This window comes from Janthinobacterium sp. SUN128 (assembly GCF_030587275.1).
GTDB lineage: Bacteria > Pseudomonadota > Gammaproteobacteria > Burkholderiales > Burkholderiaceae_D > Janthinobacterium > Janthinobacterium lividum.
On record NZ_JAPWHY010000001.1, the window covers coordinates 767,707 to 782,613 of the forward strand.

Annotated in this window: 16 protein-coding genes and 2 tRNA genes; 11 read left to right on the forward strand and 7 right to left on the reverse strand. The window is 63.5% G+C overall.

The features are described 5' to 3' along the window. Nucleotides 1-24: 24 nt before the first annotated feature. The 4 genes from folP to O3297_RS03665 all read left to right on the forward strand — a co-directional run bounded on the left by folP (nucleotide 25) and on the right by O3297_RS03665 (nucleotide 2,564). The gene (gene folP, locus O3297_RS03650; protein ID WP_070279803.1) at nucleotides 25-858 is read left to right on the forward strand and encodes a dihydropteroate synthase; all 834 of its coding nucleotides are present in this window, start codon (nucleotides 25-27) and stop codon (nucleotides 856-858) included. Nucleotides 859-898: 40 nt separating this feature from the next. Continuing rightward, a complete protein-coding gene (glmM, locus tag O3297_RS03655; RefSeq protein WP_305047780.1) occupies nucleotides 899-2,236 on the forward strand; it encodes a phosphoglucosamine mutase in 1,338 nt (445 codons plus the stop codon). A gap of 82 nt (nucleotides 2,237-2,318) precedes the next feature. After that, nucleotides 2,319-2,395 (forward strand) — tRNA-Pro (locus O3297_RS03660). 94 nt (nucleotides 2,396-2,489) lie between these two features. Then, nucleotides 2,490-2,564 (forward strand) — tRNA-Arg (locus O3297_RS03665). Nucleotides 2,565-2,647: 83 nt separating this feature from the next. Here O3297_RS03665 and O3297_RS03670 read toward each other — a convergent pair. The 3 genes from O3297_RS03670 to O3297_RS03680 form a co-directional block, all read right to left on the reverse strand. After that, nucleotides 2,648-2,827 carry a hypothetical protein gene (locus O3297_RS03670; protein WP_305047781.1) on the reverse strand — a complete coding sequence of 60 codons (180 nt, stop codon included), beginning with the start codon at nucleotides 2,825-2,827 and terminating at the stop codon, nucleotides 2,648-2,650. A 160-nt stretch (nucleotides 2,828-2,987) separates the two neighbouring features. Then, nucleotides 2,988-3,554: a PEP-CTERM sorting domain-containing protein gene (locus O3297_RS03675; protein WP_305047782.1), complete on the reverse strand. Its 567-nt coding sequence runs from the start codon at nucleotides 3,552-3,554 to the stop codon at nucleotides 2,988-2,990. Nucleotides 3,555-3,859: 305 nt separating this feature from the next. Continuing rightward, nucleotides 3,860-4,411, reverse strand: coding sequence for a GbsR/MarR family transcriptional regulator (locus O3297_RS03680; RefSeq protein ID WP_170909696.1), 552 nt, complete (start codon nucleotides 4,409-4,411; stop codon nucleotides 3,860-3,862). Nucleotides 4,412-4,550: 139 nt separating this feature from the next. Between O3297_RS03680 and cydD the strand changes: the two genes are divergently transcribed. The 5 genes from cydD to cydX all read left to right on the forward strand — a co-directional run bounded on the left by cydD (nucleotide 4,551) and on the right by cydX (nucleotide 10,926). After that, nucleotides 4,551-6,239, forward strand: coding sequence for a thiol reductant ABC exporter subunit CydD (gene cydD / locus O3297_RS03685; RefSeq protein ID WP_305047783.1), 1,689 nt, complete (start codon nucleotides 4,551-4,553; stop codon nucleotides 6,237-6,239). Further along, on the forward strand, nucleotides 6,236-7,918 hold the full coding sequence (locus O3297_RS03690) for an amino acid ABC transporter ATP-binding/permease protein (protein WP_305047784.1): 1,683 nt from the start codon (nucleotides 6,236-6,238) through the stop codon (nucleotides 7,916-7,918). The genes cydD and O3297_RS03690 overlap by 4 nt, the downstream gene beginning before the upstream one ends. Nucleotides 7,919-8,032: 114 nt before the next feature. Beyond that, nucleotides 8,033-9,610, forward strand: a complete 1,578-nt coding sequence (locus tag O3297_RS03695) for a cytochrome ubiquinol oxidase subunit I (RefSeq protein ID WP_099387367.1) — start codon at nucleotides 8,033-8,035, stop codon at nucleotides 9,608-9,610. 13 nt (nucleotides 9,611-9,623) lie between these two features. Then, the gene (gene cydB, locus O3297_RS03700) at nucleotides 9,624-10,778 is read left to right on the forward strand and encodes a cytochrome d ubiquinol oxidase subunit II (protein ID WP_099393239.1); all 1,155 of its coding nucleotides are present in this window, start codon (nucleotides 9,624-9,626) and stop codon (nucleotides 10,776-10,778) included. 22 nt (nucleotides 10,779-10,800) lie between these two features. Continuing rightward, nucleotides 10,801-10,926, forward strand: a complete 126-nt coding sequence (gene cydX / locus O3297_RS03705; RefSeq protein WP_070258990.1) for a cytochrome bd-I oxidase subunit CydX — start codon at nucleotides 10,801-10,803, stop codon at nucleotides 10,924-10,926. Nucleotides 10,927-10,988: 62 nt separating this feature from the next. Here cydX and O3297_RS03710 read toward each other — a convergent pair whose 3' ends face one another. Both O3297_RS03710 and O3297_RS03715 read right to left on the reverse strand, forming a co-directional pair. Beyond that, nucleotides 10,989-11,237 (reverse strand): hypothetical protein, encoded by a 249-nt coding sequence (locus O3297_RS03710; protein WP_139144250.1) that lies wholly within the window; start codon nucleotides 11,235-11,237, stop codon nucleotides 10,989-10,991. A gap of 89 nt (nucleotides 11,238-11,326) precedes the next feature. Then, nucleotides 11,327-11,506, reverse strand: a complete 180-nt coding sequence (locus O3297_RS03715) for a hypothetical protein (protein WP_034786014.1) — start codon at nucleotides 11,504-11,506, stop codon at nucleotides 11,327-11,329. Nucleotides 11,507-11,664: 158 nt separating this feature from the next. Between O3297_RS03715 and O3297_RS03720 the strand changes: the two genes are divergently transcribed. Next, nucleotides 11,665-12,387: a hypothetical protein gene (locus O3297_RS03720; protein WP_305047785.1), complete on the forward strand. Its 723-nt coding sequence runs from the start codon at nucleotides 11,665-11,667 to the stop codon at nucleotides 12,385-12,387. 640 nt (nucleotides 12,388-13,027) lie between these two features. Here O3297_RS03720 and O3297_RS03725 read toward each other — a convergent pair. Next, a complete protein-coding gene (locus O3297_RS03725) occupies nucleotides 13,028-13,402 on the reverse strand; it encodes a DUF1294 domain-containing protein (protein WP_034786011.1) in 375 nt (124 codons plus the stop codon). Between the two features lie 59 nt (nucleotides 13,403-13,461). Then, on the reverse strand, nucleotides 13,462-14,028 hold the full coding sequence (locus O3297_RS03730; protein ID WP_092610646.1) for a methylated-DNA--[protein]-cysteine S-methyltransferase: 567 nt from the start codon (nucleotides 14,026-14,028) through the stop codon (nucleotides 13,462-13,464). Between the two features lie 106 nt (nucleotides 14,029-14,134). Between O3297_RS03730 and O3297_RS03735 the strand changes: the two genes are divergently transcribed. Further along, entirely contained in the window at nucleotides 14,135-14,896 is a 762-nt protein-coding gene (locus O3297_RS03735; protein ID WP_305047786.1) for a nucleotidyltransferase domain-containing protein, read from the forward strand. The last annotated feature ends 11 nt before the right edge of the window (nucleotides 14,897-14,907 follow it).

Genomic DNA, 14,907 nt, shown 5'->3' on the forward strand with positions numbered 1-14,907 from the left:
TTCCTGACGACTACAAAGATTCACATGCGACACTATTTGCAATTCGGCCGTTTCGGCTTCAACCTGCAGGGCACGCAAGCGCTGGTGATGGGCATCCTGAACATCACGCCCGACTCGTTTTCCGATGCGGGCCAGTATCAACACCTGGAGTTTGCCATTTCGCGCGCCGAGCAGATGATACTCGACGGTGTCGACATCATCGACATCGGCGGCGAATCGAGCCGTCCCGGCGCGCCGCCGCTGCCGCTGCAGGATGAGTTGCAGCGCGTCATGCCGGTGCTGTACGCCTTGCGCGACTGCGGCAAGCCCCTGTCCGTCGATACGTACAAGCCGGAAGTGATGCGCGAAGCCATCCTGGCGGGCGCCGACATGATCAACGACATCAACGGTTTCCGCGCGACCGGCGCCATCGACGCCGTGCGGGACAGCGATTGCGCGCTGTGCATCATGCACATGCAAAGCGTGCCGCAAACCATGCAGGACCAGCCCCAATACGAAGACGTGGTGCGCGAAGTCATCGACTTCTTGCGCGAACGCATCGACACGATGACGGCGGCCGGCATCGACCGCGAACGCCTGTGCGTCGATCCCGGCTTTGGCTTCGGCAAGACGGTGGAACAGAACTATGCCTTGCTGCGCGCCACGCGCCAGCTGCGCAGCGAACTGGACCTGCCTGTGCTGGCCGGCCTGTCGCGCAAGTCGATGATCGGCGCCGTCACGGGACGCCCCGTCGAGCAGCGTCTGGCCGGCAGTGTTGCCGGCGCGCTTGCTGCGGTAGCACAAGGTGCGGAAATTATCCGTGTGCATGATGTAGCTGAAACCGTCGATGCACTGAAGGTCTGGCGCATGGCGCACTGAGCCTGTAAGATTTATTATAAACAACAAAAAGAGAAATACTATGACGCGTAAATATTTTGGTACCGATGGCATTCGTGGCCTGGTGGGCACGGCGCCGATTACCCCCGATTTCGTCATGCGCCTCGGCTATGCTGCTGGCAAGGTGCTGGCCAAGTCGCAAGGCGGTAAGACCCGTCCGACGGTGCTGATCGGCAAGGACACGCGCATTTCCGGCTACATGCTGGAAGCGGCGCTGGAGGCGGGCCTGTCGGCCGCCGGCGTGGATGTGATGCTGGCCGGCCCCATGCCGACCCCGGCGATCGCCTATTTGACGCGGGCCCTGCGCCTGTCGGCCGGTGTCGTCATTTCCGCTTCGCATAATCCGTACCATGACAATGGCATCAAGTTCTTTTCCGGCCAGGGTACCAAGCTGCCCGACAGCGTGGAACTGGAAATCGAAGCGGCGCTCGACGAACCCATGGCTTGCGTGCCGTCGGACAAGCTGGGCCGCGCCAAGCGCCTCGATGATGCCCAGGGCCGCTACATCGAATTTTGCAAGGGCACCTTCCCGAACGAGCTGGACTTGCGCGGCCTGAAGATCGTCGTCGATTGTGCGCACGGCGCCGCTTACCATATCGCGCCGCACGTCTTCCATGAACTGGGTGCGGAAGTCATCGCCATCGGCAACAAGCCCGACGGCTTCAACATCAATGCGGGCTTCGGCGCCACGGCAACCAAGGCCATGGCCGAAGCCGTCGTCGAGCATGGCGCGGACCTCGGTATCGCCCTCGATGGCGACGCCGACCGCCTGATCATGTGCGACGCCACCGGGCGTCTGTATAACGGCGATGAGTTGTTGTACGTCATGGTCAAGGACCGCCTGGCGACAGGCGCCGTGGCCGGTGCCGTCGGCACCTTGATGACGAATATGGCGCTGGAAGTGCTGTTCAAGCAGCAGGACATCGGCTTTGCGCGCGCCAAGGTGGGCGACCGCTACGTGCTGGAAGTCATGAAGGAAAAAGGCTGGATCCTGGGCGGCGAAGGTTCCGGCCATTTGCTGTGCCTGGACAAGCACACGACGGGCGACGGCATCGTCTCCGCGCTGCAAGTACTGTCCGCGCTCAAGCGCAGCGGCCAGAGCCTGCAGCAATGCCTGGCCGAGCTGGTGCTGTTCCCGCAAACCCTGATCAACCTGCGCGTGGCGCCCGGTTTCGACTGGCAGAAAAATGCCGCCATGGTGGCCGAGAAGGAACTGGTCGAGGCCGAGCTGGGCGACACGGGCCGCGTGCTGATCCGCGCTTCGGGCACGGAACCGCTGATCCGCGTAATGGTGGAAGCGAAAGACAAGGAGAAGGCCGAGTCGATGGCGCGCCGCATCGCCGATAAAGTGACCGCGTGACAGGCAGGAACCGATAGTTATTTCCATCTAATTCGTCTATGGCAATTGACGAAATTGGGTGGGGGCGTTATTATCTTGTCTTCGGAGTGTGGCGCAGCCCGGTAGCGCACCTGGTTTGGGACCAGGGGGTCCAAGGTTCGAATCCTTGTACTCCGACCAAAGTCATAAGCGGGCTGTCAGAAATGACAGCCCGTTTTCTATTCCGCGCTGGCATTTCATTGCTGGCGCGCATGGATTAAAATACTGCACCTCTCCGCCCATCGTTCAACGGATAGGACAACGGTCTTCTAAACCGTGAATGGGGGTTCGATTCCCTCTGGGCGGACCAGTTTCATACTGGCCACGATCATGCGGCGGCAAACTGCCGCAACGCACCTCCTCTTTTCCTCCATTCGGTTTTCGCGCAGCTGCTCACGGCTGCGCAAACAGTACCACGCTCAGCAAATACAGCAGTGGCGCCGCGCACAGCAGCGCCGAGCATGCCGAAATGATTTTTCTGTTGGCCAGTCGGGCCAGGCGCAGCCGTTCACGCACGGGCAGGTGGTGGCGGATCACCTTGCGTGCGCGTGGCTGAAACGGTTGTTCATGCATGAGGACTCCCTCGTCGGTCGGCAGTGGATGCCGCCAAGCATAGCGAGGGGAGTCTAAAAATAGTGTAAATAGTGGGCCTGGCGCCGCAAGTGCGGCGTAAACAGGCCGCGCGCGTGGAGGGCGGCAGCGGGCGCTGGAGCGCCGCTGCCGTTCATGCGGCTTACTTTCCCTGGCGGCGGCGTGCCAGGAAGCCCATCAGGCCCAGGCCGGCGAGCAGCATGGCATAGGTTTCAGGTTCCGGCACGGCGGAAATGAAGGCCCTGTAATTGCTCAGATCCTTGGGCAGGCCCGCCACCGTGAAGGTAGTGCCGGCAGCCACGGGAGCGGCCCAGTGGAACACCAGTTCGCCCTTGCCGAAGTGGATGGCCAGGTAGTCATAGGCGGCCGCGCTCGTATAGGAATTGACACCGCTACTCAAGCCTGCCGTGGTGCCGGCAGTGCAGCCCGAGGTGGGGTTGTCGCAATACGAGACGGCGGCGCCCAGGCTGGTGCCGAACACGCCATTGATATAACCCTGGATGTCCGAGGGACTCTGTGGCACCAGGTTATCGTCATAATATTTCACCTGCAGTGCCGGCGATGGCGAATAGGTGACGGTGCTGCCGGCGATGACGAAACCGCTGGCCGGACCCACATCCACCCAAGTGGCCGCTTGCGCCGCACTTGCCAGTACAGTCATTGCGGCCAGCATGGATGCCTTGATGGCAATGCTCTTTACGCTTTTCATGAAAATCCCCTTTTGCTTGAGACAGTCGCTTCATAGTGTCGGGACGCGTCCCTGCATGCCGGGGAAGTCATCCCATTGCCTGTTTTAGCTGCTTTTACCTATTTCCTGCGCGTAGTGAATACGCATATGAAAGCTTACCCTTGATATAAATTAATACAATTTTAATAATTCTATTGGTTGGCTTGATAACATCGTATATGGCTATGTTTGGCTGTGCCAGCGATAGCCACCATGAGGTTGGGAAATGGCGTGACAAGGGCGCCAGTTTGTGCTGGCGGCGTCTTGCCTTGGGGAGGGGAGGGGCGTCAGTCGCTGTTGTTGCTGACGCCAAACAGGCGATCCTTGGCGTTGAGCAGTTTTTGCACCTTGGCGCCCATTTTCATCAGCTGCGCCATCGATTCGGGCGACAGGCGCTGCAAGTCGTCGAACCAGGTGTTGGCCAGGTCGACCAATTCATACATTTCGCGCATGCGCTCTTGCGCATACTGGTCCACGGGTTCCGTGGCCGGCGCCAGCAGCGATTCGCGCAGCACCGTCAGGGTGGGCGCCACTTCGCGGCGGCGGCGCTCGGCGGCCACCACGCGGAAGATTTGCCACACATCGCCCAGCGAGGAAAAATACTCGCGCCGATCACCGGGAATGCGCGACTGGCGTATCAAGCCCCAGCCCTGCAATTCCTTGAGGCCGATGCTCACGTTCGAGCGTGAAAAACTCAGGTGTTCCGCGATTTCATCCGCGTGTAAAGGATGCTCCGCGACAAACAACAAGGCGTACACTTGCCCCACTGTCCGGTTAAAGCCCCAGCGGCTGCCCATCTCGCCGAAATGGCTGACGAAGGTCAGGATCAGCGGCGTCATTTGGATATGTTGAGTTTTCATAATTATCTGAATTTTTTCACGCTACACCCGCAGGGTCAATTGATATATGTCATGTTTCGCAGTATTATACAAAATATCGAATTTACAGAAAATTCTGAAAACTCAAGAAGTATAGAAGATGCCGACTACGCCCTTGTCCTTGCCCCGCTTTATTCTTCCCCGTGTCGCCAGCCTGGCGCAGGGCGGTGCCGCCTTGCTGTGGCTGCCACAAGCGGCCTTGCTGGCCTGGGCCGTGCAAGCCATGCAGGGCGGTGCGCCCTGGCGCGCGGCCCTGCTGCCGGCCGCTGGCGTGCTGCTGCTGGGTGTGCTGCGGGCCGGCTGCGAAGCGTGGGGTGCGCGGCGCATGTATGCGGCGGCGCGCGAGCACCTGTCGACCTTGCGCGCGCAAGTGGCACAGGCGCTGGCGCAGCGTTCGCCGCTGGACCGCCAGCGCGCCCAGTCGGGACAGGCGGCCAGCATCATCGCCGAACAGGCCGAAGCCATCGTGCCGTATCTGGTTCGCTACAAGCCGGCACGCTGGAAAGTCATGCTCGTGCCGCTCGTGATCCTCGCCGTGGTGACGCCGCTGTCGTGGATCGCCGCCTTGATCCTGCTCATCGCCGCGCCCCTGATTCCCGTCTTCATGGCCCTCGTCGGCATGGGCGCGCAAGCGGCCAGCCGCGCGCAGATGGTGGAAATGGGCAGCATGAACGCCTTTCTGCTGGACCGCCTGCGCGGCCTGGCCACCTTGCGCGCGCTCGACGCCGTCGACGCCACGGCTGAACGGCTGGACGCCTCGTCGCAATCCGTGCGCCGGCGCACGATGGTGGTGCTGCGCATCGCCTTTTTGTCGTCCGCCGTGCTGGAACTGTTTTCCGCGCTGGGCGTGGCCATGGTGGCGGCGTTTATCGGTTTCTCCTTGTTGGGCAGCATCAATTTCGGCACCTGGGGCCGGGAACTGAACCTGGGGCAGGGCTTGTTCATCCTGCTGCTGGCGCCCGCGTTTTTCGAACCGCTGCGCGAACTGGCCGCCGTCTGGCATGACAAGGCAGCCGGCGAAGCGGGCCTGGCCGGCTTGCACGACCTGGCGGGCGAGGGCGTGCCCCTGCCTGGCGCGCAGGTACTGCCTGCCGTCGTGTCCGCCGCCGCCATGGCTGTGGCGCCGCCGCCCGCCGTGGAGCTCCGGCAATTGCGCTTTGCCCATCCCGGCGAGGCGCCCGTGTTTGACGGCTTCGACTTGAAGGTGCTTGCCGGCGAGCACGTAGCCCTGCTGGGCGCCAGCGGCGCCGGCAAGACCACCTTGCTGTCCTTGCTGGCCGGCTTGCTGCCCGCCAGCGGCGGCGACATCCGCATCGGCGGCGTGCGCCTGAGCGACAGCACGGTCAATACCTTGCGCCAGCGCATGGCCTGGATGGGGCAGCGCCCGCACGTGTTTGCCGCGTCCGTCAGCCAGAATGTGACTCTGGGCCGCGTTGGCGCGAACGCCGCGCAAGTGACGCAGGCCCTGCACCTGGCCGACCTGGCTGCCGTGGCGCAGGCGCAGCCGGCCGTCATGCTCAGCGATGGTGGCCAGGGCTTGTCCGGCGGCGAAGCCGTGCGCCTGGCCCTGGCCCGCGTGGCCCTGCATCCGCATGCCGATCTGCTGCTGGTCGATGAACCGACGGCGCACCTGGACAGCGAAACGGCGGCGCGCGTGACGGATGCCTTGCTGGCACTGGCGAAAGGCAAGACGATGATTGTCGCCACGCACGACCCCGTGCTGGCTGGCCGCCTGCAGCGCACGGTGCAGGTCGATGCCCGAGCCCTGGTACAGGAGCTGCAGGCATGAAAAATTCACTGATACGCAACCCCGTCCTGCGCCAGTTGCTGCTGGCCCAACCCGGCAAGCTGATCGGCGGCGCCTTGCTGGCGGCCCTGACGGCGGTGTCCGGCATGGCGTTATTGGGCTTGTCCGGCTGGTTCATCACGGCCACCTCGATCGCCGGCCTGCATGCGTCCACCGCGATCCTGTTCGACGTGTTCGGCCCGTCGGCCGGCATCCGCCTGCTGGCCATTGGCCGCACGGGCTCGCGCTATGCGGAGCGCCTCGTTACGCACGACGCCACGTTCGCCGCGCTGGCCAGCATCCGCGTGCGGCTGTTCCGCGGCTGGTCGCGCCCGGAAGCGGCCAGCCGCCTGTTGCGCCAGCCCGCCAAGCTGCTGTTCCGCCTGACGGCCGATATCGATGCGCTCGAATCGCTGTACTTGCGCCTGCTGGTGCCCGCCTTCACGGCCTTGTGCGCGGCCTTGCTGGCCGGCGTGGCGCTGGGCGTGATGCAGTGGCAGCTGGGCCTGGGCCTGGCCGCATGGCTGCTGGCCGCCGGCGGGGGCATCAGCTGGATCGTCGCGCAGCGCGCCCGCCGTCCCGCCATCGTGCGTTCGCGCGCCATTGAAAAATTGCGTTCGGGCACCATCGACCTGGTGGCGGGCCAGACGGATCTGGTGATGGCGGGCCGCATCGACGCCCAATGCGCGGCGTTGGCGCAGATCGACCGCTCGCTGGCGCAAGCCGATTTTGCCCTGCTGCGCCTGGAGACGGCTGCCGGCGCCGCGTATGGCGTGGCGGGCAGTGCGACCCTGGCTGGCGTGCTGCTGGCCGTGGCCGCGCTGCTGGAGCAGCAGGCGCTGAACGTGCCGCTGGCGGCCCTGGCCCTGCTGATCGCCCTGACGGCCGTGGAACCGTTTGCGGGACTGCGCCGCGGCGCGCTGGAAGCGGGCCGCATGCTGCTGGCCATGCGCCGTCTGGCGCCGCGCCTGGCTGGACGGGACGTAGCGGTGCCGCCCGTGGATGCCGCGCCGGGCTTGCGCCTGGAACGCGTGAGCGCCGCGCATGCGGGCAGCCATGTGGCCATCTTGCATGACGTATCGCTGCACATCGCGGACGGCGAGCGCGTGGCCTTGATCGGCCCCAGCGGTGCGGGCAAGTCGACCTTGCTGGCCATCGCCGCGCGCGAGCTGGCACCGCTGTCGGGCACGGTAGCCGCGCCGCGCGCCTGCCTGTTTACGCAGAAGACGGAATTGTTCCAGGACAGCTTGCGCGACAACCTGCGTCTGGCGGATCCGTCCGCCAGCGATGAACGCCTGTGGGAAGCGCTACAGGCGGCCGGCCTGGACGACGAAGTGCGGGCCTTCGCGGACGGCTTGGGCACCATGCTGGGCGAGGGCGGCCTGGGCTTGTCGGGCGGCCAGGCGCGGCGTTTGGCGCTGGCGCGGCTGTTCCTGCACGAGTCGACCTTGTGGCTGCTCGACGAAGCGACGGAAGCGCTGAATGCGGGGACGGCAAGCGACGTCTTGCAGCGCCTGCGGATGCGCAGCGAAGGGCGCAGCTTGCTGATCGCAACCCACTTGCGGCGCGAAGCGGCGCTGGCGGACCGGCTGCTGCGCATCCGCGACGGCCGCATCGTCGAAGAGCTGCGGCGCGGCACGGATGGCTTCGAAGCGGCCCTGGCGGGCTTGCGGGGGGATTAACAAGAACGGAGACAGGCGGTATCGCAGGCCAGCCTGAAGGCAGCGGAACCAATCGAATCGCATCAGATAGATACCAAGTTTACAATTACAGTAGGGAAACACCAAGGAAATCATATGGACTTCGATATTGTCGCTTTATCCAGACTGCAGTTCGCGCTGACAGCTCTGTACCACTTTATATTTGTTCCGCTGACGATCGGCCTGTCAGTGATCCTCGCCATCATGGAGACGGTTTACGTGATGACGAACCGCCCCATCTGGCGCGACATGACCAAGTTCTGGGGTGTCTTGTTCGGCATCAACTTCGCCATGGGCGTGGCGACGGGCATCGTCATGGAATTCCAGTTCGGCATGAACTGGAGCTATTACAGCCATTATGTGGGCGACATTTTCGGCGCGCCGCTGGCCATCGAGGGCTTGATGGCCTTCTTCCTGGAAGCGACCTTCGTCGGCCTGTTCTTCTTCGGCTGGGACAAGCTGTCGAAGCGGGGCCACCTGGTCACGACCTGGCTGGTGGCCATCGGCTCGAACTTCTCGGCCCTGTGGATCCTGATCGCCAACGGCTGGATGCAAAATCCCGTCGGCGCGGCCTTCAATCCGCAAACCATGCGCATGGAAGTGACGGATTTCGGCGCCGTGCTGACGAATCCCGTGGCACAGGCGAAATTCGTGCACACGGTGTCTGCCGGCTATACGGCCGCGGCCGTGTTCGTGCTGGGTATTTCTGCCTGGTATCTGCTGAAGGGCCGCCACGTGCAGCTGGCCAAGCGCTCGATGACGGTGGCCGCCTCGTTCGGCCTGGCCGCCTCGCTGTCGGTGGTGGTGCTCGGTGATGAAAGCGGCTACCTGTCGTCCGAACATCAAAAGATGAAGCTGGCCGCGATTGAAGCCATGTGGACCACGGAGCCGGCCCCGGCCGCCTTCACGGCCATCGGCTTCCCTGACGCGAAAGCGCGCGAAACGCATTACGCCGTGCACATCCCGATGGTCATGGGCTTGATCGGCACGCGTTCGCTGACGACGGAAATCCCCGGCATCGAGCAACTGGTCGACCGCGGCGAGCTGCTGATCAAGGATGGCATCAAGGCGTATGACGCGCTGCAGACCATCCGCGGCGTGGCGCCAGGCAGCCCCGTGCCGCAAGAGGCGAAGGACATGTTCGAGTCGAAAGGCCAGTCCATGGGCTATGCCTTGCTGCTGAAACGCTACGTGGATGACCCGCGCCAGGCCACGCCCGAGCAGATCCGCAAGGCCGCGCTCGATACCGTGCCGCCCGTGGCGCCCCTGTTCTGGTCCTTCCGCGTGATGGTGGGCCTGGGCATGTTCTTTATCTTGTTGACTGGTACGTTCTTCATCCTGTCGACGCGCCGCACCCTGGACAAGCACCGCTGGCTGCTGAAGCTGGCCGTGTTCGCCATCCCGCTGCCATGGGTGGCCATTGAGGCGGGCTGGATCGTGGCCGAAGTGGGCCGCCAGCCGTGGGTGATCGAAGGCGTGCTGCCAACGGCCGTGGCCGTATCGAACCTCGGTGCCTCGACCTTGCTGATCACGATTGCCGGCTTTGCCGCCATCTACACGGTGCTGTTGATTATCGAAATGAAGCTCATGCTCAAGGCCATCCGCAAGGGGCCGGAAGAGAAGGCGCCGGCCCCCGTGCCAGCCCCCGCTGCCATTCAGACTCAACGCGCCTAAGGAGGGCCAGACCATGATTTTGCATGAAATGATTTCTTACGAAACACTGCGCCTGATCTGGTGGCTGCTGATCGGCATCTTGCTGGTGGGCTTTGCCATCACGGACGGCTTCGACCTGGGCACGGGCATCCTGCTGCCCTTCGTCGGCAAGACGGACCTGGAACGCAGGGTCGTCATCAACAGTATCGGTCCCGTGTGGGAGGGCAACCAGGTGTGGCTGATCCTCGGCGGCGGCGCCATCTTTGCCGCCTGGCCGCAACTGTACGCCGTCTCGTTCTCGGGCTTTTATCTGGCCATGTTCGTCATCCTCGTGGCGTTGATCGTGCGTCCCGTGGCCTTCAAATTCCGCAGCAAGCGCGAAGATCCGCGCTGGCGCGCCCGTTGGGATGCGGCCCTGTTCGTGGGCGGTTTCGTGCCGGCCCTGATCTGCGGCGTGGCGATCGGCAATGTGCTGCAAGGCGTGCCGTTCCGTTTCTCGCCAGACATGCACATCTTCTATGACGGCAGCTTCTTTGCGCTGCTCAATCCGTTCGCCCTGCTGTGCGGCCTCGTCTCGGTCGCCATGCTGGTGATGCACGGCGCCACCTGGCTGCAGCTGAAAACGGACGGCGCCGTGGCCGAACGGGCGCGCCGCTACGGCAGCGTGGCGGCGATCGCGACAGTGGTGCTGTATGCGCTGGCCGGCGTGGCCCTGTGGCTGTGGGTCGATGGCTACCGCATCAGCAGCACGGTGGTGGTCGACGGTCCGTCGAATCCGATGCTGAAAACGGCGGAAGTCCACGTGGGTGCCTGGTTCCTCAATTTTGCCGCCCATCCGTGGACCTGGATCGCTCCAGCGCTGGGCCTGCTTTGCCCGCTGCTGGCGTTCGCCTTCCAGCGTGCGCGCCGCGAAGTGCCGGCCTTGCTGGCCAGCGCGGCCGGCGTCGCCGGCATCATCCTTGGCGTGGGCGCGGCCATGTTCCCGTTCATCCTGCCATCGTCGATCGACCCGCGCGCCAGCCTGACGGTGTGGGATTCCTCGTCCAGCCACATGACCCTGTTCATCATGCTGGTCGTCACGGCCGTCTTCATTCCCCTCATCGTGGCGTACACGACGTGGGTATATAAAGTGCTGTGGGGTAAGGTTGATGGAAAAGCAATTGAAGACGAGAGCGGTCACGCCTACTAAGAATTAACGAAAGGATATAACTATGTGGTATTTCGCCTGGATACTGGGACTTCCGCTGGCGGCGACTTTCGCCGTGCTCAACGCGATGTGGTATGAAATCGCCGATGGCGACACGACGCCCGAGCAGTACCGCGACACGCCGAAATAGGAAGGTGTCGGCTAGACTGGCCCCGCCCCGTGCGCATGCATCGGGCGGGGCTTTTACTTTTATCACAGCAAAATGAATTCGCCGCGGATGCGCAGCTTCATGCCGCGCGGCGCATCGGCGCCCGCCGCCACGGCCCAGGCCGTGATCCATTGCGCGCAGCGTTCCCGTTCTGCCGCATCGTGCAAGCGTTGCAGGCGTGCACCGGCCCGGTCGATGCGCTGGGCCAGATACAGGCGCTGATCCATGGGATCCGTCTTTTTGCTGTAATGCTGCATGGCTTTTCCTTCCCGCGTGGCAACTTCATTCGTCATGGCATAGCCATGTACGCGCGGGCGGGGCGGCCGGATTCAGTTTCGGCAAAAAAAAGCCACCGCAAGGGTGGCTGATGGGGGAGATGCCTTCAGGAGGGCGTCTTGCCGGCCGGTTTTGGGGTGGCAATGGCGATCGGGTCGCTGGCCGGAAAGCTTTCCTTCAGTGCTTCATCGAGCGCTTCCTCCGCATGGCTTTCATTGGCCGGCGTGGGCGAATCGCGCTCCGGTGGCGGGGCGGGTGCGGTGGCGGCGTTGGTGCTCGAATGCATGATGATCCCCTTGCGGTGGTGCGCCAGGCGGCCGGAATGGCCGCCGCGCGTGCTGATGCTTCCAGCCTAGCACATCGCGCAGCGCCCCGCTGCGCCTGCCGACGGGGATGATGGCGGCGTCTGCTACACTGCGCTCCACTTTTATCGATGGAACCGCCATGACCTCCCTTTCCTTGCCGTACCGCGCCACCGCCTTTGACGCCTGTGCCTGGCTGGCTGAACAGACGGGCACGCCTTGGACCCTGGCACGTTTGCTGGAGCAGGGCGGCTTGCCCTACGTCTGGCTCGATTACAGCGAAGAATGGGCCGAGCTGTTTCATGACGGCGTGACGCGCTATGCGGCGCCTGTCGTGTTCATCGGCGACAAGGAGCACCTGGCCTCGGGCGCCGATGACGTGTGGCTGCGCTTTACGCGCGACTCGGGCAACATCGCCATCGAGCTGAAGGCGCCGGGACTGCGCGTGCCGGTCGATGGATTGCACTTCCAGGAGCGCGATCTGTTGCGTTTGCTCAAGGAACTCCAGCATCCACAGCCGGACCCGGCCGAAACTGAAAAAGCGGCGCCGGCGGTCTTGCCCAGCGCCTTGAAGGGCCTGGGCCGCGAGCAGATTTTGATTGCCTTTGCCGGCGTGGGCAAGATCGACCTGGACAAGGGATTGGCCAGCGGCGTGGGCATCTTTGGCGACGATGGCGCACGCGTGCGCAAGAATTCGCGCGGCGGCAAGAACAGCCACCTGTGGCATCCGGTGACGTTGGCGTTCGGCTTGCACGATGTGCACCGCGTGCCGATGGCGCACCTGAAGAAGGCCTTCGCCACGCAACCATTGCTGCGCGAATGGAAGGCGGACTGGCTGGAATCGCTGCGCTTGCTGGGCGAGTAATAATATTGAATCAAACCCGCCACGCCTCGTGATGCGCGGTAGCCACGGCGGCGTCTCGTGCGGCGGCATCAGCCTTTCGATACTTTATTCACTCTCCTCGATTCTGCCACCGCATTGCGTATAGCACGCTCTGTAATCCGCCTCGCATTGCCACGTTCCAGCCGCGTTGGAGGAACAATATTGCCGTTTCTTCGAGCACAGTTCCCGGTCAGCATCTGTTTTCGCAACTGCCAGGCAAATGGAGACGGTACTGACGTTCCTCATCTCACAAGCCTGTACCTGGGCCGCCGCAACTTGCTCTTTGCCTGCGATGCATATTTGTTGATTGGTCCCGCAGCTCGTCACGCATTGACGGCCCGCGTCGGAGTCCGGGGGAATAAAGCGATAGCTGGTGCAGCCGGCCAGACTGATGGCGAAACAAATCGCCACAACAAGGCGTGACAAGAAGGAATTGTGGAATTGCAAGGTACGCATGCTTGAAAAGGGCTTTCCCGTGTCGATGAATGGGGTTGAATATCGTATATATTGATATTCTGACAGGCGATCTTTTCACGAACAATGCACTGCAATAACTGTTACATCTTAGCGGGTGGAACTGCTTCTGGACAACGGTGTTCTACGAGCGAGAAGCCGGGCAGTTTTACAGTTCGATCGGCGCCACCTCGGTGCCGATATCGGGCGCCGCGTAATGCATGCTGAAATACACGAAAGCGCCGATGTTGATGGCGACCGTGATCCAGAACGCGATGCGGAATGAACGCTTGCTGGACTTGTGGCGCAGCCATTGCTGCGCCAGTACGGCGCCCGGCCAGCCGCAAAACAGTCCCAGCAGCAACAGGGTGCGTTCCGGCGTGCGCCAGCGTCCCTGTTTTGCGGCGGACTTGTCGATCGCATAGGCGACGAAACAGCTCAGGCTCAGCACGCCATACACGAGGGCGACCAGGGCGGGAATGTGGAAAAAGAAAGTGGCCAGTAAATACAGAACAACAAAGAACAGGATGACAAGGTAGGGCATATGATGTGTTTGCTTGAGCGGGGGGCGTGAGTATCCCACAAGGGGAGCGATGCTGCAGCTTAAAACAAACAGCCTTGCGCCGTATCGATGTGCACGGCGCGGCGGCGGGCGTGGCCCGTTTTCAGCGCTTCGCGGTCGCTGGACAGGGCGATGCCTTCCAGGGCCAGCAAGGTTTCCTTGGCATGCAGGCCGCCCGCAAAGCCCGTCAACTCGCCCGTGGCGCCGATGACGCGGTGGCAGGGGGCAATGATGGAAATGGGATTCTTGCCGTTGGCGGCGCCCACGGCGCGCACGGCGGCGGGACGGCCGATCTGGCGCGCGATCTCGCCATAGCTGCGCGTCTGGCCGTACGGTATCGTCAGCAGCGCACGCCACACTTCCTGCTGGAATGGCGTGCCGGCAAAATCGAGCGGCACGTCGAATTGCTGGCGCGTGCCGGCGAAATATTCCGCCAGCTGGCGCGCCGTTTCCTGCAGCACGGGGCAACTGTCATCGACGCGCATCGCGCCCAGACGCACGCGGTTGGGCTTGTCGTTTTCCCACAGGATGGCGGTCAGGGCCGCGCCGCGCGCCACCAGGGTCAGCTCGCCCACGGGCGAGGGCACCACGATGCAGTCGTATTCCATGTTTGTTCCTTGATCAGATGGCGCCAGTTTAGCAGGATGGCGGCGGCGTGCATGTCGTCTGCACGATCGCGTGTAGGATAACCTTTTTCGGCCCGGAGAATGTGCTTTGACGACGATCCCTACCTATGACGATATCCGCGCGATTGCCGCGCGGCTGGTGCGGCAGCAGTATCCCACGGCCGTGGCGGCCATCATCGGCGGCTCGTTCGCCACGGGCCGGCAGACGCCCAGTTCCGATATCGACTTGCTGCTGCTGTTCGACCACCTCGACTGCGCCTGGCGCTCGACCATCGTGGCCGAAGGGCGCACGGTGGAACTGTTCGCGCATGACGTGGCCACGTTCACGTATTTTTGCAAGGAAATCGATGCACCTGGCGGCACGGTGCCGCTGGCGAGGATGGTGCTGGAAGGCGAGAACATCGCCGCGCCCGGGCCGCAGCACGCGCAGCTGCTGGCGCTGGCGCAAGCCATCGCCGCCGCCGGGCCGCCCGTGCTCGATGCGGACAATTTGCAGCGGCGCCGCTACGCCATCACCACCTCGCTGGAAGACCTGGTCGACAGCCGTCACCCGGGCGAGGCGCTGACCGTTGCCTGCCAGTTGTATCCGGCGCTGGCCGACCTGCACTTGCGCGCGGCGGGCCAGTGGAGCGGCGAGGGCAAGCACCTGTTTCGCCGCCTGCTGGCGTTCGACGCCTATATCGCCGGGCAACTCGATGGCGCTCTGCGCCTGGTGGCGGCCGACTTGCCGGCCGGCCAGCATGCGTTCGGGCAGGTTGCAGCCGCCGTGCTGGCGCCGGTCGGCGGCCCCTTGCTCGATGGCTTTACCTTGCTGGCGCCCGCGCACTGGCGCAGCGCGCCGGCAGGTTGAAACACTGCAAC